The 24,555-nt window shown below is 67.1% G+C and carries 26 protein-coding genes; 20 read left to right on the top strand and 6 right to left on the bottom strand.

The window, feature by feature from the left end:
- Window positions 1-51: 51 nt before the first annotated feature.
- Together E4P24_RS07260 and E4P24_RS18990 are read left to right on the top strand one after the other, a co-directional pair.
- Complete coding sequence (locus tag E4P24_RS07260; RefSeq protein WP_004043559.1) at window positions 52-1,728, top strand: methylmalonyl-CoA mutase; 1,677 nt, start codon at window positions 52-54, stop codon at window positions 1,726-1,728.
- A 307-nt stretch (window positions 1,729-2,035) separates the two neighbouring features.
- Window positions 2,036-2,320 (top strand): hypothetical protein, encoded by a 285-nt coding sequence (locus E4P24_RS18990; protein WP_223173897.1) that lies wholly within the window; start codon window positions 2,036-2,038, stop codon window positions 2,318-2,320.
- A gap of 94 nt (window positions 2,321-2,414) precedes the next feature.
- Here the strand turns inward: E4P24_RS18990 and E4P24_RS07250 are convergent, their stop codons facing one another.
- Both E4P24_RS07250 and E4P24_RS07245 read right to left on the bottom strand, forming a co-directional pair.
- Window positions 2,415-2,795, bottom strand: coding sequence for a hypothetical protein (locus E4P24_RS07250; RefSeq protein WP_006600318.1), 381 nt, complete (start codon window positions 2,793-2,795; stop codon window positions 2,415-2,417).
- Between the two features lie 7 nt (window positions 2,796-2,802).
- Complete coding sequence (locus E4P24_RS07245) at window positions 2,803-3,177, bottom strand: YbjQ family protein (protein WP_006600319.1); 375 nt, start codon at window positions 3,175-3,177, stop codon at window positions 2,803-2,805.
- 54 nt (window positions 3,178-3,231) lie between these two features.
- Here E4P24_RS07245 and mce point away from each other — a divergent pair, with 54 nt between their 5' ends.
- The 9 genes from mce (at window position 3,232) to E4P24_RS07200 (ending at window position 13,378) form a co-directional block, all read left to right on the top strand.
- Window positions 3,232-3,615 carry a methylmalonyl-CoA epimerase gene (gene mce, locus E4P24_RS07240; protein ID WP_004063472.1) on the top strand — a complete coding sequence of 128 codons (384 nt, stop codon included), beginning with the start codon at window positions 3,232-3,234 and terminating at the stop codon, window positions 3,613-3,615.
- A 3-nt stretch (window positions 3,616-3,618) separates the two neighbouring features.
- Window positions 3,619-5,565, top strand: a complete 1,947-nt coding sequence (gene menE, locus E4P24_RS07235; protein ID WP_188148303.1) for an o-succinylbenzoate--CoA ligase — start codon at window positions 3,619-3,621, stop codon at window positions 5,563-5,565.
- Between the two features lie 92 nt (window positions 5,566-5,657).
- Window positions 5,658-7,319 carry a long-chain fatty acid--CoA ligase gene (locus tag E4P24_RS07230; protein WP_188148302.1) on the top strand — a complete coding sequence of 554 codons (1,662 nt, stop codon included), beginning with the start codon at window positions 5,658-5,660 and terminating at the stop codon, window positions 7,317-7,319.
- 90 nt (window positions 7,320-7,409) lie between these two features.
- On the top strand, window positions 7,410-8,561 hold the full coding sequence (locus E4P24_RS07225; protein ID WP_004063476.1) for an acyl-CoA dehydrogenase family protein: 1,152 nt from the start codon (window positions 7,410-7,412) through the stop codon (window positions 8,559-8,561).
- A 105-nt stretch (window positions 8,562-8,666) separates the two neighbouring features.
- Window positions 8,667-9,440, top strand: a complete 774-nt coding sequence (gene proC, locus E4P24_RS07220; protein ID WP_008578258.1) for a pyrroline-5-carboxylate reductase — start codon at window positions 8,667-8,669, stop codon at window positions 9,438-9,440.
- Window positions 9,433-10,320 carry a glutamate 5-kinase gene (proB, locus tag E4P24_RS07215; RefSeq protein ID WP_004063480.1) on the top strand — a complete coding sequence of 296 codons (888 nt, stop codon included), beginning with the start codon at window positions 9,433-9,435 and terminating at the stop codon, window positions 10,318-10,320. Before proC ends, proB begins: the two co-directional genes overlap by 8 nt.
- Window positions 10,313-11,647: a glutamate-5-semialdehyde dehydrogenase gene (locus E4P24_RS07210; protein ID WP_115859950.1), complete on the top strand. Its 1,335-nt coding sequence runs from the start codon at window positions 10,313-10,315 to the stop codon at window positions 11,645-11,647. The genes proB and E4P24_RS07210 overlap by 8 nt, the downstream gene beginning before the upstream one ends.
- 105 nt (window positions 11,648-11,752) lie before the next feature.
- Window positions 11,753-12,415 (top strand): AIM24 family protein, encoded by a 663-nt coding sequence (locus E4P24_RS07205; RefSeq protein ID WP_188148301.1) that lies wholly within the window; start codon window positions 11,753-11,755, stop codon window positions 12,413-12,415.
- A 159-nt stretch (window positions 12,416-12,574) separates the two neighbouring features.
- Window positions 12,575-13,378 (top strand): N-acyl homoserine lactonase family protein, encoded by an 804-nt coding sequence (locus E4P24_RS07200; RefSeq protein WP_008605341.1) that lies wholly within the window; start codon window positions 12,575-12,577, stop codon window positions 13,376-13,378.
- Window positions 13,379-13,550: 172 nt separating this feature from the next.
- Here the strand turns inward: E4P24_RS07200 and E4P24_RS07195 are convergent, their stop codons facing one another.
- Window positions 13,551-14,132 (bottom strand): DsrE/DsrF/DrsH-like family protein, encoded by a 582-nt coding sequence (locus E4P24_RS07195; RefSeq protein ID WP_004063485.1) that lies wholly within the window; start codon window positions 14,130-14,132, stop codon window positions 13,551-13,553.
- Complete coding sequence (locus tag E4P24_RS07190) at window positions 14,129-14,380, bottom strand: sulfurtransferase TusA family protein (RefSeq protein WP_006600323.1); 252 nt, start codon at window positions 14,378-14,380, stop codon at window positions 14,129-14,131. Before E4P24_RS07190 ends, E4P24_RS07195 begins: the two co-directional genes overlap by 4 nt.
- A 267-nt stretch (window positions 14,381-14,647) precedes the next feature.
- Between E4P24_RS07190 and E4P24_RS07185 the strand changes: the two genes are divergently transcribed.
- The 8 genes from E4P24_RS07185 (at window position 14,648) to E4P24_RS07150 (ending at window position 19,829) form a co-directional block, all read left to right on the top strand.
- Entirely contained in the window at window positions 14,648-15,835 is a 1,188-nt protein-coding gene (locus E4P24_RS07185) for an MBL fold metallo-hydrolase (RefSeq protein ID WP_188148300.1), read from the top strand.
- Window positions 15,836-16,327 carry a YeeE/YedE family protein gene (locus tag E4P24_RS07180; protein ID WP_004043575.1) on the top strand — a complete coding sequence of 164 codons (492 nt, stop codon included), beginning with the start codon at window positions 15,836-15,838 and terminating at the stop codon, window positions 16,325-16,327. It abuts the gene before it with no gap.
- The gene (locus E4P24_RS07175; RefSeq protein ID WP_115802537.1) at window positions 16,324-16,788 is read left to right on the top strand and encodes a DUF6691 family protein; all 465 of its coding nucleotides are present in this window, start codon (window positions 16,324-16,326) and stop codon (window positions 16,786-16,788) included. Before E4P24_RS07180 ends, E4P24_RS07175 begins: the two co-directional genes overlap by 4 nt.
- Before the next feature lie 527 nt (window positions 16,789-17,315).
- Window positions 17,316-17,465: a hypothetical protein gene (locus tag E4P24_RS07170; protein WP_004043577.1), complete on the top strand. Its 150-nt coding sequence runs from the start codon at window positions 17,316-17,318 to the stop codon at window positions 17,463-17,465.
- A 20-nt stretch (window positions 17,466-17,485) separates the two neighbouring features.
- Entirely contained in the window at window positions 17,486-18,505 is a 1,020-nt protein-coding gene (locus E4P24_RS07165) for a sulfite exporter TauE/SafE family protein (RefSeq protein ID WP_049896079.1), read from the top strand.
- A gap of 143 nt (window positions 18,506-18,648) precedes the next feature.
- A complete protein-coding gene (locus E4P24_RS07160) occupies window positions 18,649-19,029 on the top strand; it encodes a helix-turn-helix domain-containing protein (RefSeq protein WP_004043579.1) in 381 nt (126 codons plus the stop codon).
- 109 nt (window positions 19,030-19,138) lie between these two features.
- Window positions 19,139-19,345 (top strand): hypothetical protein, encoded by a 207-nt coding sequence (locus tag E4P24_RS07155; RefSeq protein WP_004043580.1) that lies wholly within the window; start codon window positions 19,139-19,141, stop codon window positions 19,343-19,345.
- 91 nt (window positions 19,346-19,436) lie between these two features.
- Window positions 19,437-19,829 (top strand): response regulator transcription factor, encoded by a 393-nt coding sequence (locus E4P24_RS07150; protein ID WP_006600324.1) that lies wholly within the window; start codon window positions 19,437-19,439, stop codon window positions 19,827-19,829.
- A gap of 29 nt (window positions 19,830-19,858) precedes the next feature.
- Here E4P24_RS07150 and E4P24_RS07145 read toward each other — a convergent pair whose 3' ends face one another.
- Window positions 19,859-21,607, bottom strand: a complete 1,749-nt coding sequence (locus tag E4P24_RS07145) for a bacterio-opsin activator domain-containing protein (protein ID WP_115802536.1) — start codon at window positions 21,605-21,607, stop codon at window positions 19,859-19,861.
- A gap of 141 nt (window positions 21,608-21,748) precedes the next feature.
- Window positions 21,749-23,764 carry a PAS domain S-box protein gene (locus tag E4P24_RS07140; RefSeq protein ID WP_188148299.1) on the bottom strand — a complete coding sequence of 672 codons (2,016 nt, stop codon included), beginning with the start codon at window positions 23,762-23,764 and terminating at the stop codon, window positions 21,749-21,751.
- Between the two features lie 405 nt (window positions 23,765-24,169).
- Here E4P24_RS07140 and E4P24_RS07135 point away from each other — a divergent pair, with 405 nt between their 5' ends.
- On the top strand, window positions 24,170-24,472 hold the full coding sequence (locus tag E4P24_RS07135) for a UPF0058 family protein (protein WP_188148298.1): 303 nt from the start codon (window positions 24,170-24,172) through the stop codon (window positions 24,470-24,472).
- Window positions 24,473-24,555 lie beyond the last annotated feature (83 nt).

Genomic DNA, 24,555 nt, shown 5'->3' with positions numbered 1-24,555 from the left:
ATATCCGCCGACCCGCGTACGCTTAAGTAGGGACAAACCACATCTTCGACCATGTTTGATCCCGACGAGCTCGAAGAGATTCGGGAGGCGAAAGCCGAGTGGGAAGACGAGACGCTGGGGCCGACGCTCGACCGCTTCGGGGAGCGGAAAGAGGAGTTCACGACCGACACGGGCGGCAACGTCGTCAAGCGGCTCTACACCCCGGACGACGCCGACGTGGACTACGACGAGGACGTTGGCTTCCCGGGCGAAAAGCCCTACACGCGCGGGGTGTATCCGACGATGCACCGCGGGCGGCTCTGGACGATGCGGCAGTACGCGGGCTTCGGGACGGCCGCCGAGACCAACGAGCGGTTCCGCTACCTCATCGACAACGGCTCGTCGGGGCTGTCGCTCGCGTTCGACCTGCCGACGCAGATGGGCTACGACTCCGACGCGATGATGGCCGCCGGCGAGGTGGGGAAATCCGGCGTCGCCATCGACAGCCTCCACGACATGGAGACGGTGTTCGACGGCATCGACCTCGGTGAGGTCTCCACGTCGATGACCATCAACGCCCCGGCGGCGGTGTTGCTGGCGATGTACGTCGCCCTCGGTGACAAGCAGGGCGTCCCCCGCGAGGAGCTTCGCGGAACCATCCAAAACGACATCATGAAGGAGTACATCGCGCGGAACCTCTACATCTTCCCGCCGGAGCCGTCGATGCGGCTCATCACGGACATCTTCGAGTTCTGCGCGGCGGAGACGCCGAAGTTCAACACCATCTCCATCTCCGGCTACCACATCCGCGAGGCCGGTTCGACCGCCGCCCAAGAGGTCGCGTTCACCCTCGGCAACGGCATCCAGTACGTCGAGGCCGCGGTCGACGCCGGCCTCGACGTGGACGACTTCGCCCCGCAGTTGTCCTTCTTCTTCAACGCCCACAACAACATCCTCGAAGAGGTGGCGAAGTTCCGCGCCGCCCGGCGGATGTGGGCGAAAATCATGGAAGAGCGCTTCGGCGCGGAGAACCCGAAGTCGATGCAGTTGAAGTTCCACACCCAGACCGGCGGCTCGACGCTCACCGCCCAGCAGGTCGAGAACAACGTCGTCCGCGTCGCCTATCAGGCGCTTGCGGCCGTCCTCGGCGGCACGCAGTCGCTCCACACTAACGGGAAGGACGAGGCGCTGTCACTCCCCACGGAAAAGTCGGTTCGGACGGCGCTCCGCACCCAGCAGATTCTCGCCCACGAGTCGGGCGCGGCCGACACCATCGACCCGCTGGCGGGCAGTTACTACGTCGAGGCGCTGACCGACGACATCGAAGACGAGGCGTTCGACCTGCTCGACGAGGTGGACGAGCGCGGCGGCATGCTCGACGCCGTGAAAAACCAGTGGGTTCAGCGGGAGATTCAGGACGTGGCCTACGAGCGCCAACGCGAGATAGAGGAGGGCGAGCGCGTCATCGTCGGCGTCAACGAGTACCAAGTGGACGAGGAGCCGACCGTCGAGGTCCAAGAGGTCTCCGAGGAAGAAGAGCAAAAGCAGGTCGAGTCGCTCGACGCCCGGAAGGACGACCGCGACGAGGAGGCCGTCGAGGCCGCGTTGGAAGACATCCGCGCCGCCGCGAACGGCGACGAGAACCTCCTCCCGCTCATCGTCACGGCGGTCAAGGCCTACGCGACGGTCGGGGAAATCTGCGGCGTCCTCCGCGAGGAGTTCGGAGAGTACGAACCCGGCATGGCCTGAGCTGCCCCTACACTCCCGAACGACCGGCGCCGGCGACCGCCCCGCACCCCGCGCCCCGTGCCAACGAGTCACTAATTCTATACTTTCACCCGTCCAACAACTTTTATTATCACCCCCCGAGTGGAGACAATCGAGGCTTATGATGCCGCTTATCGCGTTCTAAACCCGTCACACGCCCGGCCGCCGTCTGTCGGCGCGAGGTTCGCGCCACCAGTCGCTCGATTTTCGAGCGGCGGCCGTCGCGTTGCGGGGCTCTTCGACCGGAGAGCCCCCGGTATCGCATCCGATTGTCCCCCTCACCAGACGAATGTCACGACAACGCTCCAGAGACAGTCGTACCGGCTCCGACTACCACCCCTCGAATCACCGACCCGCGCCCTCGTTGGCGACGCAGGCCGCCCTGCTCACCTCGATGGCCGCGGTCGTCGCGGTCGTCACCTACCCCGTGGCGTCGCTCGCGGTCGCCGTCACCGTCGCCGCCATCGTCGCCGTCGCCCGCGTCGTCGTCACCCGGGTCGACCGCTCGATGCTGACGGTCGACGTGCCCGGCGTCCCCGTCGAGGTCACGGTCGCCCGGACCGCCCGCGACTGAGGCCCGACCCGACGCCGTGAGTCACACGCCGACTCGCTCGCTACCTTCGAACTTCACGCCCCTCGCGTCCCGCTCTTGACGCGCGCTCCTGCGCTCATTTTCGTTCCCCACTCTCGACGCGTTTCCCGCTTTCGCGTCGCTCACCGACCCCGACGAGTCGAGTTCGAAGCACTCGCCCGGCCGCCACGAAGACCATTGCCTGGAGGTAGCCGAAGACGGCGAGCGCCGGGTAGAACACCGCCGTCTCGCGAACGCCGAACTCGTTGGCCGCGAGCGTGTCGAAGAAGAAGGCGGCCACCAGCGCGGGGTAATCGACGACCCAGATTTCTCTCGGCACCACGCCGACGAAGCCGACTGCCCACACGGCCGCGAGCGCGGCGAAGACGGCGACTGTGGCCCGGTCCGTGGCGAGTCGGACGACCCCGCGTGCGAGTCGCCGCGGGTCTCGGGTGACCCGCCGAGTCGTCGGCGTCACCGTCGGCTCACGCCACGTCGGCGTTCGACTCGGACGCCGATTCCGCGTCGGCGTCGGGGTCGGTGCCGCCGACGAGCGTGACGGCGGTCCCGTAGGCCAGAATCTCGGCCGCTCCTTGGGCCACCTCGGCGGTCACGTACCGGACGCCGACGACGGCGTCGGCACCCATCGCCTCCGCCTCCGCCACCATCCGGTCTGTCGCCTCGTCGCGCGCCTCGGCCATCAGCCCGGTGTAGGACTTGAGTTCGCCGCCGACGATGTTGCGGAGTCCCTGCGTGATGTCGCGGCCGACGTTGCGGGCGCGAATCGTGTTCCCGCGGACGGCACCCAGCGTCTCCTCGATGTCGCGGCCGACGACCGTCTCCGTTGTCGTTACTATCATGACAGGAGTATCGAACCGTCTGGGTTTATCCGTTGCGCCCGACGAACTGGAGGCATGCATCTCGACCACGTCGGAATCGCCACGCCCGACGCCGCCGGACTGGCCGCGCTGTTCGCGGAGCTGTTCGACGCGCCCGTGGCTCACGAGGAGACGTTCGACGGCATGTCGGTCGTCTTCCTCGAACTCGAAAACGGCTACTTCGAACTGCTCGAACCCCACGAGGAGGGTGCCATCTCGAAGTTCCTCGACAAGCGCGGCGGCGGTATCCACCACGTCGCCGTCGAGACCGACGACATCGAGGCCGCGCTCCGGACCGCCGAGGCCGCCGGCGTCGACCGCATCGACGAGGAGCCGCGCCCCGGCGCGTGGGGCCACGAGGTCGCCTTCTTACATCCCAAGTCCACGGGCGGCGTCCTCGTGGAGTTCGTCTCGCACTGAGCGATGACGGGCGCTCCCGACGACGCGGCCGGTGGCGACGACTCCGAGTCGACCGAGGACGACGCAACCGCCGCCGACGCCCGCGGGTTCGCCGGGCCGATGCGCGACTGGCTCTCCCACCGGGTCGCCGCGACGCCCGACCGACAGGCGCTTATCCACGCCGCGACCGGCGACTCGTGGACCTTCCGCGAACTCGACGCGCTCGTGGACGAGACCGCCGGCCAACTCGCCGCCCTCGGCGTCGAGGCCGGCGACCACCTCGGCGTCGTTCTCGACCCCGGCGTCGACTACGTCCGACTCATCCACGCCGCGACGCGGCTCGGGGCCGTGCTCGTGCCCCTCAGCGACCGACTCACCGCCGACGAAATCGCTCGCAACGTCGAACTCGCGGACGTGACCACGCTCGTCTGCGGCGAGTCCACCGAGTCGACGGCGGTCGAGGCGACGACCGACGTGCCCGTCGTCTCCGTGGACGACCCGCGGTGGGAGGGCGTCATCAACCTCTCGTCTATCGCGCCCAAGCGGGTCGAACCCGCGGGCTGGTCGCTCTCGGAGACGGTGCTCCTGCTTTTCACCTCGGGGACGACCGGGACGCCGAAGGCGGTGCAACTCACGATGGGAAACCTGCTTGCGAACGCCGTCGCCGGGGCGTTCCGACTCGGCGTCTCGCGCGACGACCGGTGGCTCGTCACGCTCTCGTTGCACCACATGGGCGGCATCGGCCCGATTCTCCGCGGCCCGCTGTACGGGACGACGGTCGTCCTCCGCGAGGGGTTCGACGCCGGCGGCGCGGCCGACGACATCGGCAAGTACGACGTGACGGGCGTCTCGCTCGTGCCGACGATGCTCACGCGGATGCTCGACAGCCGGGGGACGCTCTCGGACTCGCTCCGCGTGGTGCTCCTCGGCGGCGCGCCCGCCCCCGACGAACTCATCGAGCGCTGTCGGAACTACTCGGTGCCGGTCCACCCGACCTACGGTATGACCGAGACGGCGTCGCAGGTCGCCACCGCGACCCCGCGGGAGGCGTTCGACGACGTGGGGACCGTCGGGCGGCCGCTCTACTTCACCGACCTCCGGGTCGTCGACGAGGACGGAACCCCCGTCGAACCCGGCGCGCCGGGCGAACTCGTCGTGTCGGGACCGACCGTCTCGCCCGGCTACTACCGGAACCCCGAGGCCACCGCCGACGCCTTCAGCGACGCCGGTCTCCGAACCGGCGACATCGGCTACCGCGACGACGACGGTCTCCTGTACGTCCTGAACCGGAAGGACGACCGCATCATCACCGGCGGCGAGAACGTCGACCCCGGCGAGGTCGCGGCGGTCCTGCGGGACCACCCCGACGTTGACGACGCCACCGTGCTCGGGGTCCCCGACGCCGAGTGGGGCGAGCGCGTCGCCGCCCTCGTCGTTCCCGCGGACCCGGAGAACCCACCGGACGACGAGGACCTCGACGACTTCTGTCGCGAGCGACTCGCCGGGTTCAAATGCCCGCGACTGGTCGCGACCGCGGACGAACTCCCGCGGACCGTCTCGGGGACCGTCGACCGCGAGGCGGTCCGCGAGCGACTGGTCGCGGCCAAGCCCGTCGCGGAGGCCGAACCGGAGCACGCGACCGATTACGACGACACCGACGACGATGCCGGTGACGACGGTGACGACGACGACGACGACGAGTCCGACGACTCCGAGACCGACTCCGGCGAGGCGACGCCCGCGAGCGACGCCGACGAGGCCGCCATCGACGACGCCGAGGGCGACGCGACAGTCGCGGACGCGGAACGCGACGGAGACGAGGCCGAGGACGATAGTGAAGCGAGCGTCGACGGAGCCGAACGCGGCGACGCCGAGCGCGCGGAAGGCGACACCGACAACGGAGACGCCGACGCCGGCGATACCGACGGCGGCGACGGTGGTGATGAGTTCGTTCCCGACCGCGACGAGTGAGTGAACGCGCCCGCGGGTGACGCCGAATCCGCAGCCCGCACCACGCCGAGTCGTTTCCAAACAATCATTACGTTTTACCACAAGAGGACAGTATGGTAGGTGCTACCAACCAGACACTTCGGCCGTTCCTGTGGCGCGCGGGCAAGCTCTATCCGGACCGCGAAATCGTCTCTCGGACCGCCGAAGGGCTGGAACGCTACACGTACGCGGAGTACGAGGGGCGCGTGGCACGGCTCGCGGGGGCGCTTTCGGACGCCGGCATCGGGGACGGCGACCGGGTGGCGACGTTCTGCTGGAACCACAACCGACATTTCGAGACGTACTTCGGGGTCCCCTCGATGGGCGCGCAGCTGCACACCATCAACCCGCTTCTGCCCGACCACCACATCCAGTACATCGTCGAGAACGCGAAGGACCGCATCATCTTCGTGGACCCGTCGCTCGCGCCGAAACTCGCCGGCGCGGTCGACGAGGACGCCTTCGCCTCCGTCGAGCAGTTCGTCGTGATGGCCTCCGAGGTACCGGACGACGTGGGCCTGTCCCCGGTGACGGACTACGAGTCGTTCATCGCTGACCACCCCGACGAGTACGACTGGCCGGACCTCCCGGAGGACCAGCCGGCGGGGATGTGTTACACCTCGGGGACGACGGGCCAGCCGAAAGGCGTCGAGTACTCCCAGCAGATGCTGTGGGCGCACACGATGGCGACGCTCCCCGAATCCGGCCTCGACATCGGCGCGAAAGACGTCATCATGCCGGTCGTCCCGATGTTCCACGTCAACGCGTGGGGCCTGCCGTTTTCGACGACCGCGGCGGGCGCGAAACACGTCTACCCCGGCCCGTCGCCGACGCCCGAGGACCTCGCGACACTCATCGAAGAGGAGGGCGTGACGATGACCGCGGGCGTGCCGACGGTGTGGCTCGGCCTGCTCGACTACCTCGACGAGCACGACGCGGACATCTCGTCGCTCGAACGCATCATCATCGGCGGGTCGGCCGCGCCCAAGTCGGTCATCCGCCGGTTCGACGAGGAACACGACGTGGACGTGCTCCACGCGTGGGGCATGACGGAGATGTCGCCGGTCGGGACCGTCGCCCACCTCAAGCCGGGGATGGAGGACCTCCCCGCCGAAGCGCAGTACGAAAAGCGCGCCAAGCAGGGCCTGCTCGCGCCGGGGCTGGAGATGCGCGTCGTCGACGACGACGGGAACGAGGTCCCGTGGGACGGCGAGGAGTTCGGCGAGCTGTGGGTCCGCGGCCCGTGGGTGACGACCGAGTACTTCGAGCGCCCCGACGCGAACGAGGAGGACTACGAGGATGGCTGGCTGAAGACCGGCGACGTGGTCACGGTGGACGAAGACGGCTACGTCCAAATCGTCGACCGGGCGAAAGACGTTATCAAATCCGGCGGGGAGTGGATTTCGTCGCTCGAACTCGAAAACAGCATCATGGCCCACGACGACGTGGCCGAGGCGACCGTCATTGGCGTCCCCCACGAACGCTGGCAGGAGCGCCCCGTGGCCTTTATCGTCCCGAAGGGCGGCGTCGACGAGGACGCGCTCAAGGCCGACCTCGTCGCGCGCGTCGAAGACGAGTTCCCGAAGTGGTGGGCCCCCGACGAGGTCGTGTTCATCGACGAGGTGCCGAAGACCGCGACCGGCAAGTTCGACAAGAAGGTGCTCCGCGACCGGTACGACGACTCGTCGCTCATCGAGGGCAAGACGCCCGATTCGGAGGCTCCGTCGGACGAATGAGCGTCGGGCAACGGCTATTTTAACAAAAAACAAGTTTGAAGTTTAGACTGGTTCCATGCCTATTTTTACTGTACGATTCCATGGCGTGGTATGGAACTTCTCGACGACTCCATCGTGCCCGAACACGCCCGCGACCTCAAGCAGGAGGCCCGCGAGTTCGCCGAAGCGCACATCGAACCGGTCGCGGCGGACTACTACGAGTCCGGCGAGTACCCCCGCGAGGTGCTCCAAGCGGGGATGGACGCGGGGCTCGTCGCACAGGACATCTCCGAGGAGTACGGCGGCAAGGGTTTCGACCTCCAGCAGATGCTCGCCATCTCCGAGGAGTTCTACCGCGCCGACGCCGGTATCGCGCTGACGCTCCAGCTCGCCTCGTTCGGCTGCGAGATTATGGAGCACTACGGCAGCGAAGAACAGAAAGAGAAGTGGCTCCGCCCGGTCGCGGAAAACGAGCAGCTTTCGGGGCTCGCGGTCTCCGAGCCGCAGACCGGCTCCGACATGGCCGGCATGGAGACGACCGCCGAGAAGACCGACGACGGCTACGTCCTCAACGGCGAGAAGTACTGGGTCGGCAACGCCGTCGAGGCCGACTGGCTGACGGTGTACGCCAAGACCGCCGACACCGACGACCGCTACTCGAACTACTCGATGTTCATCGTGCCGACCGACACGCCCGGCTACGAGGCGGAACACATCCCCGAGAAGATGGGTATGCGCGCCTCCAAGCAGGGCCACATCGTCTTCGACGACTGCGAGGTGCCCGAGGAGAACCTCATCGGCACCGAGGGCGGCGGCTTCTACATGCTCGCGGACTTCTTCAACCACGGCCGCGTCATCGTCGGCGGCCACAGCCTCGGCCTCGCGGCCGCCGCCATCGAGGAGACGTGGGAGTTCGTCCACGACCGGCAAGCGTTCGGGCGCAGCGTCTCGGAGTTCCAAGCGGTCCAGCACATCCTCGCCGATATGCGCATGGAGTTCGAGGCGGCCCGCGCGCTCAACTGGCGCGCCGCCGAGAAGGTCGCGAACGGCGAGGACGCCGGCTTCTGGGCGGCCGCAACGAAGACGAAATCGACCGAGACGGCGGTCGACGTGGCCGAGCGTGGCATGCAGCTCCACGGCGGCCGGTCGGTCCTCAACGAGTACAAGATTTCGCGGGTCTACCGCGACGCGCGCATCCCGGTCATCTACGAGGGCGCAAACGAGATTCAGCGCAACCTCATCTACCGGCAGGGCGGGCTGTGAGCAGGCCCCGGCACGGCCCCCGGAACTGACAACTCGTTTTCCGGTTTGGCATGGCTTGACCGGAACGCAGTTACTATCTGAGCGTCGTACCTTGAGTCAGCACCAATGGTACGCACGAGCGTTATCGGCTGCGGAAACATGGGGAGCGCCCTCCTCACCGGGCTCTGGAAGGCGGGCGGCCACTCGGTCGTCGCCTGCGACCTCGACCCCGACGCCCTCGCCGCGGTCGCCGACTACTGTGAAGAGACGACGGACGACGTGTCGCGCGCGGCCGACGCCGACGTGGTGTTCGTCGCGGTCAAGCCCGACATCGTCGAGGCCGTCCTCTCGGAACTCGATTTGTCTCCCGACCAGACTCTCGTCACCATCGCCGCGGGCGTCCCGACCGCGTTCGTCGAGGCGCACACCGACGCCCGCGTCGTTCGCATCATGCCGAACCTCGCCGCCGAGACCCGCGACATGGCGGCGGCGGCGACCGGCGACCTGACCGACGAGGTCCGCGAACTCCTCTCGGACGTGGGCGAGTTCGTCGAGGTCGAAGAGTCCCAGATGGATATCGCCACCGCGGTCAACGGCAGCGGGCCGGCCTTCGTCTTCTATCTCATCGAGGCCGTCACGCAGGCCGGTATCGCGGGCGGACTCTCCGAGGAAGACGCCGAGATTCTCGCCGCTCAGACGTTCAAGGGCGCGGCCGAGACCGTCGTCCAGGACGACCGCACCGCCGACGAACTCATCGACGCGGTCTGCTCGCCGAACGGGACGACCATCGAGGGGATGGAGGTCCTCTGGGACAGCGACGCCGACGACGCCGTCACCGAGGCGGTCGTCGCGGCCGAGCGTCGGTCGAAGGAACTCGCGGAGGAGTTCGCTGATGAGTGAACTGAGCGAGACGGCGGAGGCGTCCGAGGCGTCCGAGTCGACTGCGGCCGTCGACCCCGATGCGGTCGCCGCCGCCCGCGACGCCGCCGCCGAGGCGGACCGCGTCATCGTCAAGGCCGGCACCAACTCGCTGACCGACGAGGACTCCAACCTCGACGACGACAAACTCGACAAGCTCGTCGACGACATTGAGTCGCTGCTCTCGCGCGGTAAGGAGGTGCTGCTCGTCTCCTCGGGCGCGGTCGGGGCCGGCATCGGACGGCTCGACCACCCCACGGCGGACCGCGACACTCTCGAAGCGTCGCAGGCGCTGTCGACGGTCGGCCAGAGCCTGCTCATGCACCGCTACACCGAGAGCTTCGAGCGCTACGACCGGAAGGTCGCCCAGATACTCATCACCCAGCACGACCTGGAGAACCCCGAGCGCTTCACCAACTTCCGGAACACGGTCGAGACGCTGCTGGAGTGGGGCGTCGTGCCCATCATCAACGAGAACGACGCGGTCGCCACCGAAGAGCTCCAAATCGGAGACAACGACATGATTTCGTCGGACATCGCGGTCGGCATCGGCGTCGACCTGCTCGTGACGCTCACCGACGTGGGCGGCGTCTACACCGGCAATCCGAAGGAGGACTCCGACGCCGAGCGCATCGAAGTCGTCGGCGACAATTACAGCGACGTGGAGGACATCGTCACCGCGAGCTCGACCGGCGGCTTCGGCGGCATCCAGACGAAGGTCCGCGGCGCACGCGACGCCGCCGAGTACGGCATCCCCGCCGTCATCGCGCGGTCGACCGAGCCCGACGTGCTGGCGAAGATAGCCGAGCGCGAATCGGTGGGAACAATGTTCCTCCCCCTCGATGGTGAACTCGATGACTGAGCGAGACACGACCGCGCAGGTCGAACGGGCACAGTCGGCGGCGCTCCGCCTCGCCAACGTCGACGCGGCCGACCGCGACGCCGCGCTCGGAGCCATCGCGGACGCCATCCGCGACAACAGCGAGGCGATTCTCGCGGCCAACCGCGAGGACGTCGAGGAGGCCGAGGCGATGCTCGCCGCCGGCGAGTACACGCAGGCGCTCGTGGACCGCCTCAAACTCGACGAGGCGAAGTTGGACGACATCGCCGGGATGGTCGAGTCCGTCGCCGAGCAGGACGACCCGCTCGGCGAGACGCTGGAAGCGCGCGAACTGGACGAGGACCTCGAACTGTACAAACTCTCGGTCCCCATCGGCGTCGTGGCGACCATCTTCGAGTCGCGGCCCGACGCGCTGGTCCAAATCGCCGCGCTGGCGCTGAAGTCCGGCAACGCCGTCATCCTCAAGGGCGGCAGCGAGGCCAGCGAGTCGAACCGCGTGCTGTACGAGACGATTCTGTCCGCCACCGAGGAGCTGCCCGACGGCTGGGCGACGCTCATCGAAGCCCACGAGGAGGTCGACCGCCTGCTCGAACTCGACGACATGGTCGACCTCGTGATGCCCCGCGGCTCCTCGGAGTTCGTCAGCTACATCCAGGACAACACCCAGATTCCCGTCCTCGGCCACACCGAGGGCATCTGTCACGTCTACGTCGACGAGGCGGCCGACCTCGACATGGCCGCGGACATCGCGCTCGACGCGAAGGTGCAGTACCCCGCGGTCTGCAACGCCGTCGAGACGCTCCTCGTCGACGAGTCGGTCGCCGCCGACTTCCTGCCGACGGTCGTCGAGCGCTACCGCGACGAGGGCGTCGTCCTCCGCGGCGACGAGGCGACCCGCGAACACGTCGATATCGACCCCGCGACCGACGACGACTGGGACACCGAGTACGGCGACCTCGAACTCTCCGTCAAGGTCGTCTCGGACCTGTACGACGCGGTCGACCACATCAACGCCCACGGCTCGAAACACACCGAGTCCATCGTCACCGACGACGCCGAGCGTGCGGAGACGTTCATGACCGGCGTCGACGCCGCCAGCGTCTTCCACAACGCCTCGACCCGCTTCGCCGACGGCTACCGCTACGGCCTCGGCGCCGAGGTGGGCATCTCGACGGGCAAGATTCACGCCCGCGGCCCGGTCGGTCTCGAAGGGCTGACGACCTACAAGTACTACCTCGAAGGCGACGGCCAGTTGGTCGCCACCTACGCCGGCGAGGACGCCGTCCCCTTCACCCACGAGGCGCTCGACGCCGACTGGACCCCCGGCCACCGAAGCCGTCGGGACTGACTGACCACGTCGACCGTTCGGGCCGATTTTTCGCGGCAAACAGAACTATACCCCTGACAGTCGCCTCTCCGGTAGAGTCGCTTTCGGCCGCGACTCGGTGACTCAATGGACTTAGACGAATTCGTCAGCGCGCACGCACCGTCCGAAGGCGGCGACTCCTTCGAACTCGAAAACTCGAAGCTCCTCGACGTGGCCCTCGACGGGAACGTCATGGCGAAAGCCGGGTCGATGGTCGGCTACACCGGCGACATCTCCTTCGAGCGCAAGTCCGCCGGCGGCCTAAAAGGGATGCTCAAGAAGAAGGCCACGGGCGAGGGCGACGTCATGATGCAGGCGACCGGAACCGGCCACCTCTATCTCGCAGACCAAGCCAAGGAGGTCCAGATTCTCGAACTCGACGCGGGCGAGGAACTGAGCGTCAACGGCAACGACGTGCTCGCGTTCGAGTCGAGCGTGAACTGGGACATCAAGATGCTGACGAGCGTCGCCGGCACCTCCTCGGGCGGCCTGTTCAACGTCTTCCTCGAAGGCCCCGGCCACGTCGCCCTCACGACCCACGGCGAACCCATCGTCCTCCAGACGCCGGCGAAGACCGACCCCAACGCGACCGTCGCGTGGAGCGGCAACGTCTCGCCCTCGTCGAACCGCGACATCGACATCAAGGGGCTGCTCGGCCGCTCGTCGGGCGAGTCCTACCAGCTCGAATTCGCGGGCGAGGGCGGCTTCGTCATCGTCCAACCGTTCGAGGAAGTCGGCCCCGGTCAGTAGCGTAGCGACCGTTCGCTCCGGGTTTTCACCGTCGCTCGTCGACCGCGTTCGCCGCGCGGGCCGACACGGCGCGGGCCGGAACGACGCGTATCTCTAGTGCCCGACGAAGATATATTGACTGCCTGAACGGTTATGCCGGCTCCGTCCTAACCCCGGAATATGGGTGATATCAGCGTCCACCTGGTCGACCGCGGCCGCGTCCACGCCGACACCGGCTACGTCCTCGACGGCTACTCCATGGGGAGCGCGTCGAATCCGAACCCCGACCACGAGATGAGCGAGTTCGTCGTCTGGAACGCCGTCGTCGACGGCCCCGACCGGACGGTGCTGTGGGACACCGGCTCGAACCCGGCCGCCGGCGACGGCTACTGGCCCGACCCGTTGTACGAGGCGTTTTCGCACGTCGACGCCGCGGACCACACGCTCGAAGACGACCTCGGCGCGGTCGGCTACGACCCCGCCGACATCGACGCGGTGGTGATGAGCCACCTGCACCTCGACCACGCGGGCGGCCTCGTCGAGTTCGCGGGCACAGACGTGCCGATATACGTCCACGAGGAGGAACTGAAGTTCGCCTACTACTCGGCGAAGACGACAGAGGGCTCCATCGCGTACCTCGCCTCGGACTTCGACCACGACCTGAACTGGCACGTCGTCCACGGCGACGAACACACGCTGTTCGACGGCTTCCGACTCGTTCACCTGCCGGGTCACACCCCCGGCGTGCTGGGCGCGCACATCGAAACGCCCGACGGCGACGTGCTCGTCGCGGGCGACGAGTGCTACGTCGAGGGCAACTACACGGACGAAGTGCCGCTCGGCCCCGGCCTGCTGTGGAGCGAGCGCGACTGGTTCGAGAGCCTCCAGACGGTGAAGGAACTCGAACGCCGGACCGGCGGCGACGTGCTGTTCGGCCACGACCTCGCCCGTTTCGAGTCGTTTGGCGACGGCTGGAACGTCTGAATCGGACGACGGCGCGGTCGACGCGGTCGGCTCTGATTTTCGGACTCACCCGCCGAACAGGTGACAGCGACAGCTCTCGTCGCGTCGAAAAACAAAACGGGAACCGCAGGGGATGGTGGGGTGGAGTGGGTGAAGGAGGGGGATTGGATGGCTGGTGGAGACGACGGCCGGCCTAAATCATGAGTTGCACGTCGGCGTCGGCCATGTGCTGGAGGGCCGTCGCCGCGCCGACGCCGGTGGTGACGCCGTCGTAGAACTCGGCTTCGTCGTAGCCCATCAGCTCGATGGTCATCTGGCAGGCCTGGAGGTCGACGCCCATGTCGAGGGAGGTTTCGATGAGTTCCTCGACGGTCGCGGTCCCGTTTTCCTTGATTTTCTTTTCCATCATGCTCGTGGCGACGTTGTCCATGAACGGCAACGCGGCGACGGCGTTCGGCATCGGCATGCTCGGGTTGCCGACCGCGCTGAGCTTCAGGTTCTTCGACTTCTCCTCGTGGAGGATGTCGAGTCCCCAGAACGTGTGGAAGACCACGACATCCCAGCCGAAGGCGGCCGCCGTGCTGGCGAGGATGAGCGGCGGGTACGCCATGTCGAGGGTGCCTTTGGTCGCGATGATGGTCATCGACTTCTGGCCGTCGTCGTCGGTCGCCTCCCGGAGGTCGGAGACCTCTTCTTGCAGGGCTTGGACCCGCGCTCGGAGGTCTTCGACGGAGGCGGCTCCCGCGTCGACGGGCGCGTCGGCGTCCGAGCTCATTCCTTCTGGATGAAGTGGCGGAAGACCGCGTCGCCGTCTTCCTCGGCCTCTTCCTGGTCGAGCATGGCAACGCCGTCGGTGGCGTCGGCCCAACCCTTCAGGTCGCTCATGCTGCCGGAGTCGGTCGCGACGACCTGCAGAATCTCGCCGCTTTCGAGGTCGTCGACCGCGCCGCGGGTCTTGACGACGGGCATCGGGCAGGACAGTCCTTTCACGTCGAGGGTCTCGGTGGGTTCGTATGTACTCATTTTCGAGGTCACCTATGTTGGGTGTATTCCACAATATAAGGGTGCTTCGTAAAAGTGTGTCGGTTCTTGGGGAGACACCACAATACCTTATCGGAATCGTCGATAGGCGTTGAAACCGGCGTTTCTTGGGTAGTAGAGCCATTGTGTGCTCCCGTAGGTGCGAAATCGCACTAGTCCCGGCCGGTCTCCACGAGATGAATATTGCACGAAATACAAACTACCATCCGAAAGCTTAAGTCGAACCACCCGATAGTGGGTGATGCATACATGACCGTTCCAGACCTGCCGGAACTCGACGTCGACGTGCCAGTCATCGAACCCGAGGCGCTGAAAGCCCGCATCGACGAGGGCGAGGCGCTGACCATCCTCGACAACCGCGTTCCCTCGGAACACGAGGACTGGCGCATCGACGGCGAGAACGTTTCGCACGTCAACATCCCCTACTTCGAGTTCCTCGACGAGGAGCTCGACGAGTCGCTGTTCGAAGAGCTGCCCGAAGACGAGGAGTTCGTCGTCCTCTGTGCGAAGGGCCACTCCTCGGAGTACGTCGCCGGACTGCTCATTCAGGAGGGCTACGACGCCGTGGCGCTCGAACGCGGCATGAACGGCTGGGCGAGCATCTACGAGTACACCGAACTGGAGACCGACGGCGACGCGCTCGTCGCGCAGTACCAGCGCCCCTCCAGCGGCTGTCTGGCGTACCTCGTCGTCGACGGCGACGAGGCCGCCGTCGTCGACCCGCTTCGCTACTTCGCCGACGAGTACGTCGCCGACGCGAAGGCGCTCGGCGCGGAACTGACGTACGCCGTCGACACGCACATCCACGCCGACCACATCAGCGGGGTCCGCACGCTGGTCGAAGACCACGGCGTCACGGGCGTCATCCCCGAGGCCGCCGAAGCCCGCGGCGTCGACTACGACACGCCCTACGAGACCATCGCGGACGGCGAGACGCGCACCGTCGGCGACACCGACATCGAGGCCATCCACACGCCCGGCCACACGACCGGCATGACGACCTACGCGGTCGACAACGTGCTGTTCACGGGCGACGGCCTGTTCATCGAGTCGGTCGCCCGCCCCGACCTCGAAGACGGCGACGAGGGCGCGCCCGACGCGGCCGGGATGCTCTACGACTCGCTTCAGGAGCGCGTCCTCTCGCACGACGACGACGCCATCGTCGCCTCCGCGCACTTCAGCGACGCGGCAATCCCGGCCGACGACGGCAGCTACACCGCCACGCTCGGGGAACTGAAGGAGACGATGAATGCACTGTCGATGCCCAAAGACGAGTTCGTGGAGTTCATCCTCTCGGATATGCCGCCGCGGCCGGCCAACTACGTGGACATCATCGAGACGAACCTCGGCGTGCAGGAGTCGGACGACGACCGCGCCTTCGAGCTCGAACTCGGGCCGAACAACTGCGCGGCCAGCAACGAAGCCCTGACGAACTAAATGTCGGGTCTGACGCCGCTCCTCGTCGACGGGCTCTTCCCGAACGGCATCGCGCACTACGCGCTCGGCGGCCTCCTCATCGGACTCGGGACCGCCGTCATCTACCTCGGGACGGGCGTCATCGCCGGCGCGAGCACCTTCCTCGAATCGACGCTGTCGTACGTCTCCGACCTCCCGCGGTTCAACAAGGCGAAGTACGTCGCCTCGCGGGACTGGCGGGTCGTGTTCACCCTGAGCATCGTCGCCGGGGCCGCGCTCTACACCGTCCTGTTCGGTGACGGCTGGTGGGTCTCCGACGTGCAGCCGTGGCGCTTCGCCGTCGGCGGCGTGCTCGTCGGCGTCGGCACCCGCATCGGGAAGGGGTGTACGTCCGGCCACGGGGTCTGCGGCGTCGGCTCGCGCTCGCGGACCTCGCTCGTCAACGTCGCCACCTTCATGCTCGTCGCCATCGGGGTCGCACAGCTCCTGAGCGCGCTGGGGGTGTCGCCGTGAGCGACGACGAACGCGGACTCGGGTTCATGTTGGTCGTCGTCGCGGGCGGCCTGATATTCGGGTTCGGCCTCGCCGTCAGCAACATGGCCCGCCCGGAGGTCGTCCTCGACTTCCTCCAGTTCGACGACTTCGGCCTCGTCTTCGTGATGGGCGGGGCCGCCGTCGTCACCGGGACCGTCTTCGCGCTCGCCGAGGCGTTCGGTGACCGCGCGCCCCTCACCGGACGCGACTACGGCCGCCGGCTGAAGTCGTTCGACAAGAACGTCGTCGTCGGCGGGGTCGTCTTCGGAGCCGGCTGGGGCATCTCGGGCATCTGCCCCGGCGCGGCCTACGCCAGCCTCGGCGTCGGCAACTACCCAATCTTCATCGCCATCGGCGGGATGTTCGTCGGCGCGTACCTCCAGGGGCTCTGGCGCGCTCGCCGCGCCGACAGCGCGGCGACCGGCACGGCCGCCGACTGAGCCGCCCCCGCCGAATCGGATTTCGCTCGTTTCCTGCTTTCACCTCTCGACCGCGGAGCGACGGCGACGAAGCACCCGACGCCCCCATCGGTGAACCGCTGTCCCGGGCGACGACTCGACTCGACTCGACTCGACTCGACTCGCGCGCGCCGTCGAGCGGTTGGCGTCTGTCGTCGCCAGCCGCGGACCGTTCGACGCTCGCCGTAGCCCCCGAAAACAACGCTGTGAGCGTCTCTCGGGTGTGATATCTCCAATTCGACATTTGAGAAGATAGTATTGTACAATAATCAAATAACTATTTTTGTCATAGATAGCGGACAAATATGTTCGTAACGTCGCCTGATACAAAATATGACTCGGCTGAGTGGTATCTGTGTGTTCACCCTGTAACTTATACGTATGCGATAGCAATATGGTCTTGTATAGTATTCCCAAAAGCGTTATATCCTCACTCCGGTTAGCCAGCCATGTACAAGAAAGTATGATGCGTGCAATACACTCCGGGCGCCCCGAGGGGTGCTGGTAAGATGTTCGGAATCGAGACGCTGGGCGGGAACGCGCAGGCCGCCGCGCTCGTCGGCGTCGTCCTCGTCGAGGCGATGGTGCTGTACGTCGGCTACGGCGCGCTGACCGCGGCGCTCGGCCCGACCGTGCGGAAAGCAATCGGTGGTGAGTGAGCGTGCTGGAGCTATTCGGCATGTCGGCCGGGCTGCTGGCGCTTTTCGTCGCGTTCGGCGTCCTCATCGGCGTCCTGTTCGGCTTCTTCGGCATGGGCGGGTCGTTCCTCGTGACGCCCGCGCTGCTCGTCATGGGCTATCCCTCGCGCGTGGCCGTCGGCTCCGGGCTCGCGTTCGTCTTCGGGACCTCCGTCATCGCGACGCTGAAACACCGCGACCTCGGGCAAGTCGACTACAAACTCGGTATCTCGATGATTATCGGGACCACGGTCGGCCTCGAAGTCGGGAAGGAAATCGTCCTCTACCTCGAAGAACTCGGACTCGCCGGCAACATCATCAGCGTCACGTACGTGCTGCTCCTCGGCGGTATCGGGCTGTTCGTCACCTACGAGGCGCTGAAAGGCGGCGACGGCGGCGGCGTCAGCCACGACGTAGACGGCGACGCCGACGTCGACGCTGACGACATCCCCGAGCTGGCGAAGAAGATTCAGAGCTACTCGCTGCCGCCGATGATAACGCTCCGCGGGGGCGTGCAGGTCTCGCTGTGGATGATTCTGCTCGTCGCGTTCGCCACGGGGCTCCTCTCGGGGTTCCTCGGCGTCGGCGGCGGCTTCATCCGGATGCCCGCCCTGTTCTACCTCATCGGCGTCCCCGTACCCATCGCGGTCGGGACCGACCTGTTCGAAATCATGTTCTCGGGCGGCATCGGCTCGTTCCTCTACGCGCAGTCCGGCGGCGTCGACCTCTCTATCGTCGCGCCGCTGCTCGCCGGCTCCGCGCTCGGCGCGCGCGTCGGCTCCGCGGCGACCTCCATCGTCGACGAGGACGAAATCAAGATTTACTTCGGCCTGATGCTGCTTCTCGGCGCGCTCGCTGTCGCCGTGCGACAGGCCGGGAACTATCTCGGCGTGGGCGTCCTCGACTACGTCAGCCTCGCGCTCATCCTCGGGTCGGCGCTCATGGTCTCCGGCGCGGTGCTTTACAGCGCCGTCAAGTCCATGCGCGCGCCCTCGACTGCCGGGAGTTCGACCGCCGACTGACCGCACCGACTCGAACGCGAACCGCACTCGCATCGAACGCGAATCCGCCACACCGGGTCGCCGTCCCCCACTCGGTGTTGTGCAAACTATACAAACCCTTTTCAGGGCTGACCACGTAGCCCGAACCGACAATGGCTAGCTCGATGGTCGAATACCTGCAATCGGACATGGAGTGTGAGGGACTCCTCGAATGTCTCCACGGACTGAAGCAACTCGACCGACGGTGTTTCGAGGTGCTCGTCGAGACCGACGACCGCCTGACCGTCGACGAGGTCGCCGAAGCGGTCGAACGGGAGCGTTCGACCGCCTACCGCTCCATCCAGCGCCTGTTGCAGGCGGGCCTCATCCAGAAACAACAGGTGAACTACGAACACGGCGGCTACTACCACGTCTACCACCCGACCGACCCCAACGAGGTCGCGGACGATATGCAGCGAATGCTCAACGACTGGTACGCCCAGATGGGCACGCTCATCCAGGAGTTCCGCGACAAGTACGACGAGAAAATCGTCCCCGCGGAGTAGGTCTTCTCGGCCGACGAGCGGCCGCCGCCCCTCGATTGGTCCGCGTCCCAAATCAATTAGGTTCCGTATTCAACCGCATAGGGTCCATAGCTACTGCCACGACCACCGTATGTCGAAGAGTAAAAGCAGTCCCCGAAACAACGAGTTCGTCGAAGAGTGCCCGTCGTGTGAGTCGCGGACGCCGCACGACGTCTCCATCGAAATCAAGACGGAGAGTCGGAAGCGCGAGAACCGTCAGTTCTCCCGCGAGCCGTACCGCGTCACGCGCTGTACGCGCTGTGGCAACACGCAGTCGCAGCGCATGAACGACGCGTGAGCGACACCCGCGCCGCTCGACGACCGCTCTCGACCGACCGCCTCCGAGCCCGCACGACCGCCTCCGAGACACCGTAGCCACGGTCCGAGCCATGACACAGACTCACACTCACGACGCGCCGACCGTCCTCCTCGTCGACGACGAGGCCGCCCTCGCCGACAGCCTCGCGCTGTGGCTCGAACGACGCTACCGCGTCCGGGTCGCCTACACCGGGCGCGAGGCGCTCCAGTCGTTCGACGACGACGTCGACCTCGTCTTTCTCGACCGCAACCTCCCCGGTCTCTCCGGCGAGTCCGTCCTCGAAGAACTCCGCCGCCGAGCCGACCCGGCGTCGTTCGGCGTCGTCATGCTCAGCGCCACGCCCGACGACGAGCTAACCGCCCTCCCGGTCGACGACGTGCTCACGAAACCCGTCACCAAAGGCGACGTGTTCGACGCCGCCGCTCGACTCATCGACGACACGCCCGAAGCAACACTCGACTAACTCTCCTCGGTCGCTCGCTCCCGCCCGCCTCAGTCGTCCGCCGGCGCTGGATTCAGCTCGTCGAAATACGTCTCGATGAGCTTTCGCTCCGCCGTCCGGAGGTGCTCGTGGAGCGTGGGCGGCGAGATACCGAGCGAGTCGGCGACCTCCTCGGCCGTGCTCCCCCGGGGCCACTCGAAGTAGCCGGAGACGAGCGACGTTTCGAGGACCGTCCGCTGCCGGTCGGTCAGCTTCGAGTCGAGCGCCCGCCGGAAGGAGTCGGGCGACTGGACGGACCGCTCGACCTCGCGCTTCGCGACGACTGAGACGCCCGGTGCGGCCGTCGCCACCGCCTCCACGAGCGCGCCGTGGTCGGCGTCGGCCGCGACGCGGAGCGCGAGACTGCCGGTCCCTTCCGAGAGCGTCAGTTGCTCCACGCTCGCGCCGTGGTCGATGGCGGTCGAAAGCGCCGCCTCGGCGTCGGTGCGGAGTTCGACGACGGACTCCCCGTCGCCCTCGGAGACGACGCGGGCCTGCGAGACGCCGTCGGCGTCGACCGCGGCCGCGACCGCGTCGCTGCCCGACGCGCCCGCGACGCTGACGAAGCAAGCGAGACCGTCGTCGAGGCGGGTCACGCCGTCGAGCGAGAGTTGGCAGTCGAGCGCCGCCGAGAGGCGGGCGAGCACGCCGGCGTCGCGGCCGACCTGAAACTCCAGTTCGACGACGCTGTCGCCGTTGAGAAGCCGCTTGCTCTGGGTCGCGTTGATGCCGTTGCCGACGGTCGCCCCGAGGTCGGAAAACAGCCCCGCGGACTCGTCGTCGAAGCCGTCGGTCTCGTCGTAGACGACGAGCGCGCCGTACATCGTCTCGCGGTAGTCGATGGAAACACAGAGCGCCGAGACCGCGTCGAGGTCGTCGGCGTCGTCGCCGAGTACGGCCGCGCGGTGCGCCTCGGAGATATCCTCGAAGACGAAGCCGTCTTCGACCGCCCCGTCGACGCCGAACGCCTCGTCGACGAAGTCGAGGTCGACGCCCGCGGGGTCGAGACCGTGGCCCGCCGCCGCGGTACACCGCAGCGTGCCGGCGGCGGTGCGCCTGAGGACGACGGCGGCCTCGTGCGCGTCCGCGACCACGTCGCAGACGGTCTGTTCGATTTCGTCGCGGGTCCGCGCGTCGATGAGCGCCCGGTCGACGTCGCGGAGCAGTTCGTTCGTTCGGTTCAGGCGGTCGAGCTGCGCCTCGCGGTTTCGAATCGCCGCCTCGTGTTCGGCCCGCACCGCCTCCAAGCGACTGCGGAGGTCCGAAAGCGCCTCCGGCTCGCGAAGCTCCTCTACGTCGCGGCTGTCGAGCGCCGCCTCGGTGGATTCGAGCGCGAAGTACTCGCGGACCCCGGACTCGAACCCCGACCGAACGAGCAGCTCTTCGACCGTCTCTTTGACCTCCGACTCCGAGACGGGCTTGACGAGGTAGGCGTCGAACGGCATCTCGACGATGTCGGTGTCCGGCTCGACCGCGGTCATCATCGCCACGCGGCAGTCGAGGCCGCGCTCGCGAATCTCTTCGAGCACGTCGTCGCCCGTGACGTTCGGCATCCGGCGGTCGAGGAGGACCACGTCGACCGTGTCGTCGAGTCGGCAGAGCGCTTCCGCTCCACCGTAGGCTGTCTCGACGGCGAACCGCTCGCCGTCGAGCCAGTACCGGCAGGTGTCTGCGAGGTCCTCGTCGTCGTCGACGACGAGGACGACCTGCTCGGCGGCCCGCTGGTCGGGGCTCTCGCGCGCCGAGCGTTCGGTGACCATCGTATCGAACACACAGTAACGGCGGACGGTAATATATCTGCCCATCGAAACAGGTGGAATTTAGGCGGTACGGCGACCCGAGTCGGCGGTCTTCGCCGTCGGATTACTCCCCGACTGAAGCGGTCCTGTTCGGGGGCGAACTCACGCCCGCGGGAGCGTGACGACGAACGTGGCTCCGCCGCGGTCGTTGTCCTCGATTTCGACCGTGCCGCCGTAGCTCTCGACGATTTCGCGGACCAGAAACAGCCCGAAGCCGTTGCCCGGGTTCGACAGGTCCTCGATGCGCTGGTCGACGATGCGGTGTTTCTCCTCGTCGGGGACGCCCGGCCCGTTGTCGGAGACGCGGAGTTCGACCGCGTCGTCGCCGGCGGCCACCTCGACTTCGACCGCGGGGTCCGGCTTGTCGTTGTGCTGGACGGCGTTTTTCAGCAGGTGCTCGACGACCTCGTCCAGCAGGTCGTCGGCGACGACCGAGATCTCCGGCAGTCGCCCGACGGCGACGCTCGCGGCGTCGGACTCCCGCCGGAGCGACTCCACGCCGTGGCCGACCGCCTCGTCGATTCGACGCGGGCGGAACTCGTGAGACTCCCGCTCGACGATGACTTTCATGAACGTCCGCATCGTCCCGACGAGTTCGGTCATCTCGCGGACGCGCCCCTGTATCGTGTCGAGGTGGGTCAGCCCCGCGTCGTCCACGAACTCCTCGACGATGTCCGCCCGCGCGCCGACCACGTTCAAGCCGTTGAGGAGGTTGTGGCGGATGATGCGGTTGACGAACTCCAGTCGCTCCTGTTCGCGTCGCAGCTCCCGCTCCCGCTCCTTGCGGGCGGTGATGTCGTGGCCTTCGAGGACCAGAAACGACACCTCGCCCTCGTCGTCGGTGACCGGCGTGACAGAGAAGTCGACGACGACCAGTCGGTCGGTGTTCTCGCGGTCGATTTCGACCTCGTAGCGGACGAACTCCCTGTCCGCCGCGCGGTCGAGGGCGGCCCGGAGGTCGGCGACGCGCTCGTCGTCACCGCGCCACCACGGCGTCTCCCACGCCCGCGTCCCCACCAGGTCGTCGCGGTCGGCGTCGACGAGGTCGAGCGCGGCGTCGTTCACCCGGAGCACCGTGCCGTCTGGCTCGACCAGTCCGATGTACTGGACGGTGCTGTTGAACACCGCGTCGAGCTGTTGCTCGCGGCGCTTCCGCTCGGTCATATCGTGCGTTACCTTGGCGAAACCGATGACCTCGCCGGCGTCGTCGGTCAGGGCGGTGATGGTGACGGACGCCCAAAAGCGGGTGCCGTCGGCCCGGACGCGCCACCCCTCGTTTTCCGCCCGGCCCTCGGTCCGCGCTCGGTCGAGAAGGCGCTCGGGAAGGCCGTCTTCGGCGTCTTCGTCGGTGTAGAACGTCTCGATGTGTTTCCCGAGTATCTCGTCGGCGTCGTAGCCCTTGATGGCCGCCGCGCCGCGGTTCCAGCTCTCGACGCGCCCCGCGGCGTCGAGGCGGAACAGCGCGTACTCCTCGATGTTCTCGACGATGCGCGAAAACGCCTGCTCGCGGCGTTCGAGTTCGCGCTCGCGCTCCCGCCGGACGTGGGTGTCGATGCCGTGGGCGACGGCGTGGCCGAGGTTCGAAATCGGCTCGTCGAGCTCCGCGGTGAACGCCCGCTCGTGTTCGGCGTACATCGTGAGCACGCCGTAGCGGGCGCCGTCGTAGACGAGCGGCACCGACGCCGCCGAGCCGTAGCCGCGTTCGAGCGCCGGCTCTCGGAACGGGCCGAACGCCGGGTCGTCGGGGATGCTGTGGGTCGCCTGCACCGCGTTCGACCGGACCGCGCGGCCGACGGGACCGTTACCCTCGGGCCGGTCCGCCGCCACCGACACGTCTATCTCGTCGAGGTAGCCGTCCTCGTCGCCGGCCCACGCGGTCGGCTCCACGTCGCCGGTCGTCTCGTCGACGACGCCGACCCACGCGAACCGGAGTTCGTCGGTCTGAACGAGTCGCTCGCAGACCTGCCGTTCGATGTCCGCCCGCTCGGCGGCGTCGACGATGGTCTCGTTCACGTCCGCAATCACTTCGTTGAACGTCGCGAGGATGTCGAGCCGCTGGCGCAGTTCGCGCTCGGCCGCCGACGGCTCGTCGACCGACCGCGGAGAGCCGTCTGTCATCCCTCTCGACCCCCCCGCGGACCGGCGTCCCGTCGTGCGTGCATACCCCGACTCTAACCCCCACCGACTTGTGCGTTTCTCGGTCGGCTCGAATCGAGCCTAACCACGTAGGGTTGTGAATTACTACTAACCGTTCCATTCGACTATATGGCCACAGTGACCTGCCCGGGTCACTCGTCGTGCCCGCACGCCCCCACGGCGGAATCGACAACCCACCCCCTCTCTCCGCCCAGGGGACGTGTCCCTGCCCAAACCCCAACTCCCTTTCCGCGGAATCGACCGACGAGCCGCGGGTGTTTCGTTCGTGTCTCCGACAGATACATTCATTTCTAGCCGAGGCAGATACAAGACCGAAAAAACGCTTCACCGCGTCATTTACCCCCGATGAGCACATACGTGCAACCAATGAAGAAAAACGAGCTCATCCACGTCCACTCGCTGCTCGTGGAAATCGCCACGGACTACCGCGACGGCGGGATACTCACGAGCGCCGACCTCGAACCGTACAACCGACTGGGAATCGGCCCGATAGCCCTCCGGGACTGCCGCGCCGACCACGAGCGCGCCGTCCGCACGCTCACGACCACCCTCGCGGTCTGCGCGGCCCGCGACCTCGACCGCGACGCGGAGGCGGTGCCCGGCCGACACCTGCTCCGGTCCGACGAGACGGCCAGCACGGACACCGACCAGCGCGCCCCCTCGTACTGAGTTTTCTTCGCGGCCCGCTCCTCGAACAGCGGCGGCACCGCCCGACGGGTGGACCTAAGAGCGCCCGGTGAGACGCCCCCGGT

The sequence above is a fragment of the Haloferax sp. AS1 genome, from assembly GCF_014530665.1.
Classification (GTDB): domain Archaea; phylum Halobacteriota; class Halobacteria; order Halobacteriales; family Haloferacaceae; genus Haloferax; species Haloferax volcanii.
The sequence above is the reverse complement of the archived record's forward strand: the minus strand, read 5'-3'. Positions and strand labels throughout refer to the sequence as shown.

Excerpts from the sequence above, each read along its gene's own strand:
- E4P24_RS07260 (WP_004043559.1), top strand. The coding sequence starts at position 52 with ATGTTTGATCCCGACGAGCTCGAAGAGATTCGGGAGGCGAAAGCCGAG.
- E4P24_RS18990 (WP_223173897.1), top strand. The coding sequence starts at position 2,036 with ATGTCACGACAACGCTCCAGAGACAGTCGTACCGGCTCCGACTACCAC.
- E4P24_RS07245 (WP_006600319.1), bottom strand. The coding sequence starts at position 3,177 with ATGATAGTAACGACAACGGAGACGGTCGTCGGCCGCGACATCGAGGAG.
- mce (WP_004063472.1), top strand. The coding sequence starts at position 3,232 with ATGCATCTCGACCACGTCGGAATCGCCACGCCCGACGCCGCCGGACTG.
- menE (WP_188148303.1), top strand. The coding sequence starts at position 3,619 with ATGACGGGCGCTCCCGACGACGCGGCCGGTGGCGACGACTCCGAGTCG.
- E4P24_RS07230 (WP_188148302.1), top strand. The coding sequence starts at position 5,658 with ATGGTAGGTGCTACCAACCAGACACTTCGGCCGTTCCTGTGGCGCGCG.
- E4P24_RS07225 (WP_004063476.1), top strand. The coding sequence starts at position 7,410 with ATGGAACTTCTCGACGACTCCATCGTGCCCGAACACGCCCGCGACCTC.
- proC (WP_008578258.1), top strand. The coding sequence starts at position 8,667 with ATGGTACGCACGAGCGTTATCGGCTGCGGAAACATGGGGAGCGCCCTC.
- proB (WP_004063480.1), top strand. The coding sequence starts at position 9,433 with ATGAGTGAACTGAGCGAGACGGCGGAGGCGTCCGAGGCGTCCGAGTCG.
- E4P24_RS07210 (WP_115859950.1), top strand. The coding sequence starts at position 10,313 with ATGACTGAGCGAGACACGACCGCGCAGGTCGAACGGGCACAGTCGGCG.
- E4P24_RS07205 (WP_188148301.1), top strand. The coding sequence starts at position 11,753 with ATGGACTTAGACGAATTCGTCAGCGCGCACGCACCGTCCGAAGGCGGC.
- E4P24_RS07200 (WP_008605341.1), top strand. The coding sequence starts at position 12,575 with ATGGGTGATATCAGCGTCCACCTGGTCGACCGCGGCCGCGTCCACGCC.
- E4P24_RS07195 (WP_004063485.1), bottom strand. The coding sequence starts at position 14,132 with ATGAGCTCGGACGCCGACGCGCCCGTCGACGCGGGAGCCGCCTCCGTC.
- E4P24_RS07190 (WP_006600323.1), bottom strand. The coding sequence starts at position 14,380 with ATGAGTACATACGAACCCACCGAGACCCTCGACGTGAAAGGACTGTCC.
- E4P24_RS07185 (WP_188148300.1), top strand. The coding sequence starts at position 14,648 with ATGACCGTTCCAGACCTGCCGGAACTCGACGTCGACGTGCCAGTCATC.
- E4P24_RS07180 (WP_004043575.1), top strand. The coding sequence starts at position 15,836 with ATGTCGGGTCTGACGCCGCTCCTCGTCGACGGGCTCTTCCCGAACGGC.
- E4P24_RS07170 (WP_004043577.1), top strand. The coding sequence starts at position 17,316 with ATGTTCGGAATCGAGACGCTGGGCGGGAACGCGCAGGCCGCCGCGCTC.
- E4P24_RS07165 (WP_049896079.1), top strand. The coding sequence starts at position 17,486 with ATGTCGGCCGGGCTGCTGGCGCTTTTCGTCGCGTTCGGCGTCCTCATC.
- E4P24_RS07160 (WP_004043579.1), top strand. The coding sequence starts at position 18,649 with ATGGTCGAATACCTGCAATCGGACATGGAGTGTGAGGGACTCCTCGAA.
- E4P24_RS07155 (WP_004043580.1), top strand. The coding sequence starts at position 19,139 with ATGTCGAAGAGTAAAAGCAGTCCCCGAAACAACGAGTTCGTCGAAGAG.
- E4P24_RS07150 (WP_006600324.1), top strand. The coding sequence starts at position 19,437 with ATGACACAGACTCACACTCACGACGCGCCGACCGTCCTCCTCGTCGAC.
- E4P24_RS07145 (WP_115802536.1), bottom strand. The coding sequence starts at position 21,607 with ATGGTCACCGAACGCTCGGCGCGCGAGAGCCCCGACCAGCGGGCCGCC.
- E4P24_RS07140 (WP_188148299.1), bottom strand. The coding sequence starts at position 23,764 with ATGACAGACGGCTCTCCGCGGTCGGTCGACGAGCCGTCGGCGGCCGAG.
- E4P24_RS07135 (WP_188148298.1), top strand. The coding sequence starts at position 24,170 with ATGAAGAAAAACGAGCTCATCCACGTCCACTCGCTGCTCGTGGAAATC.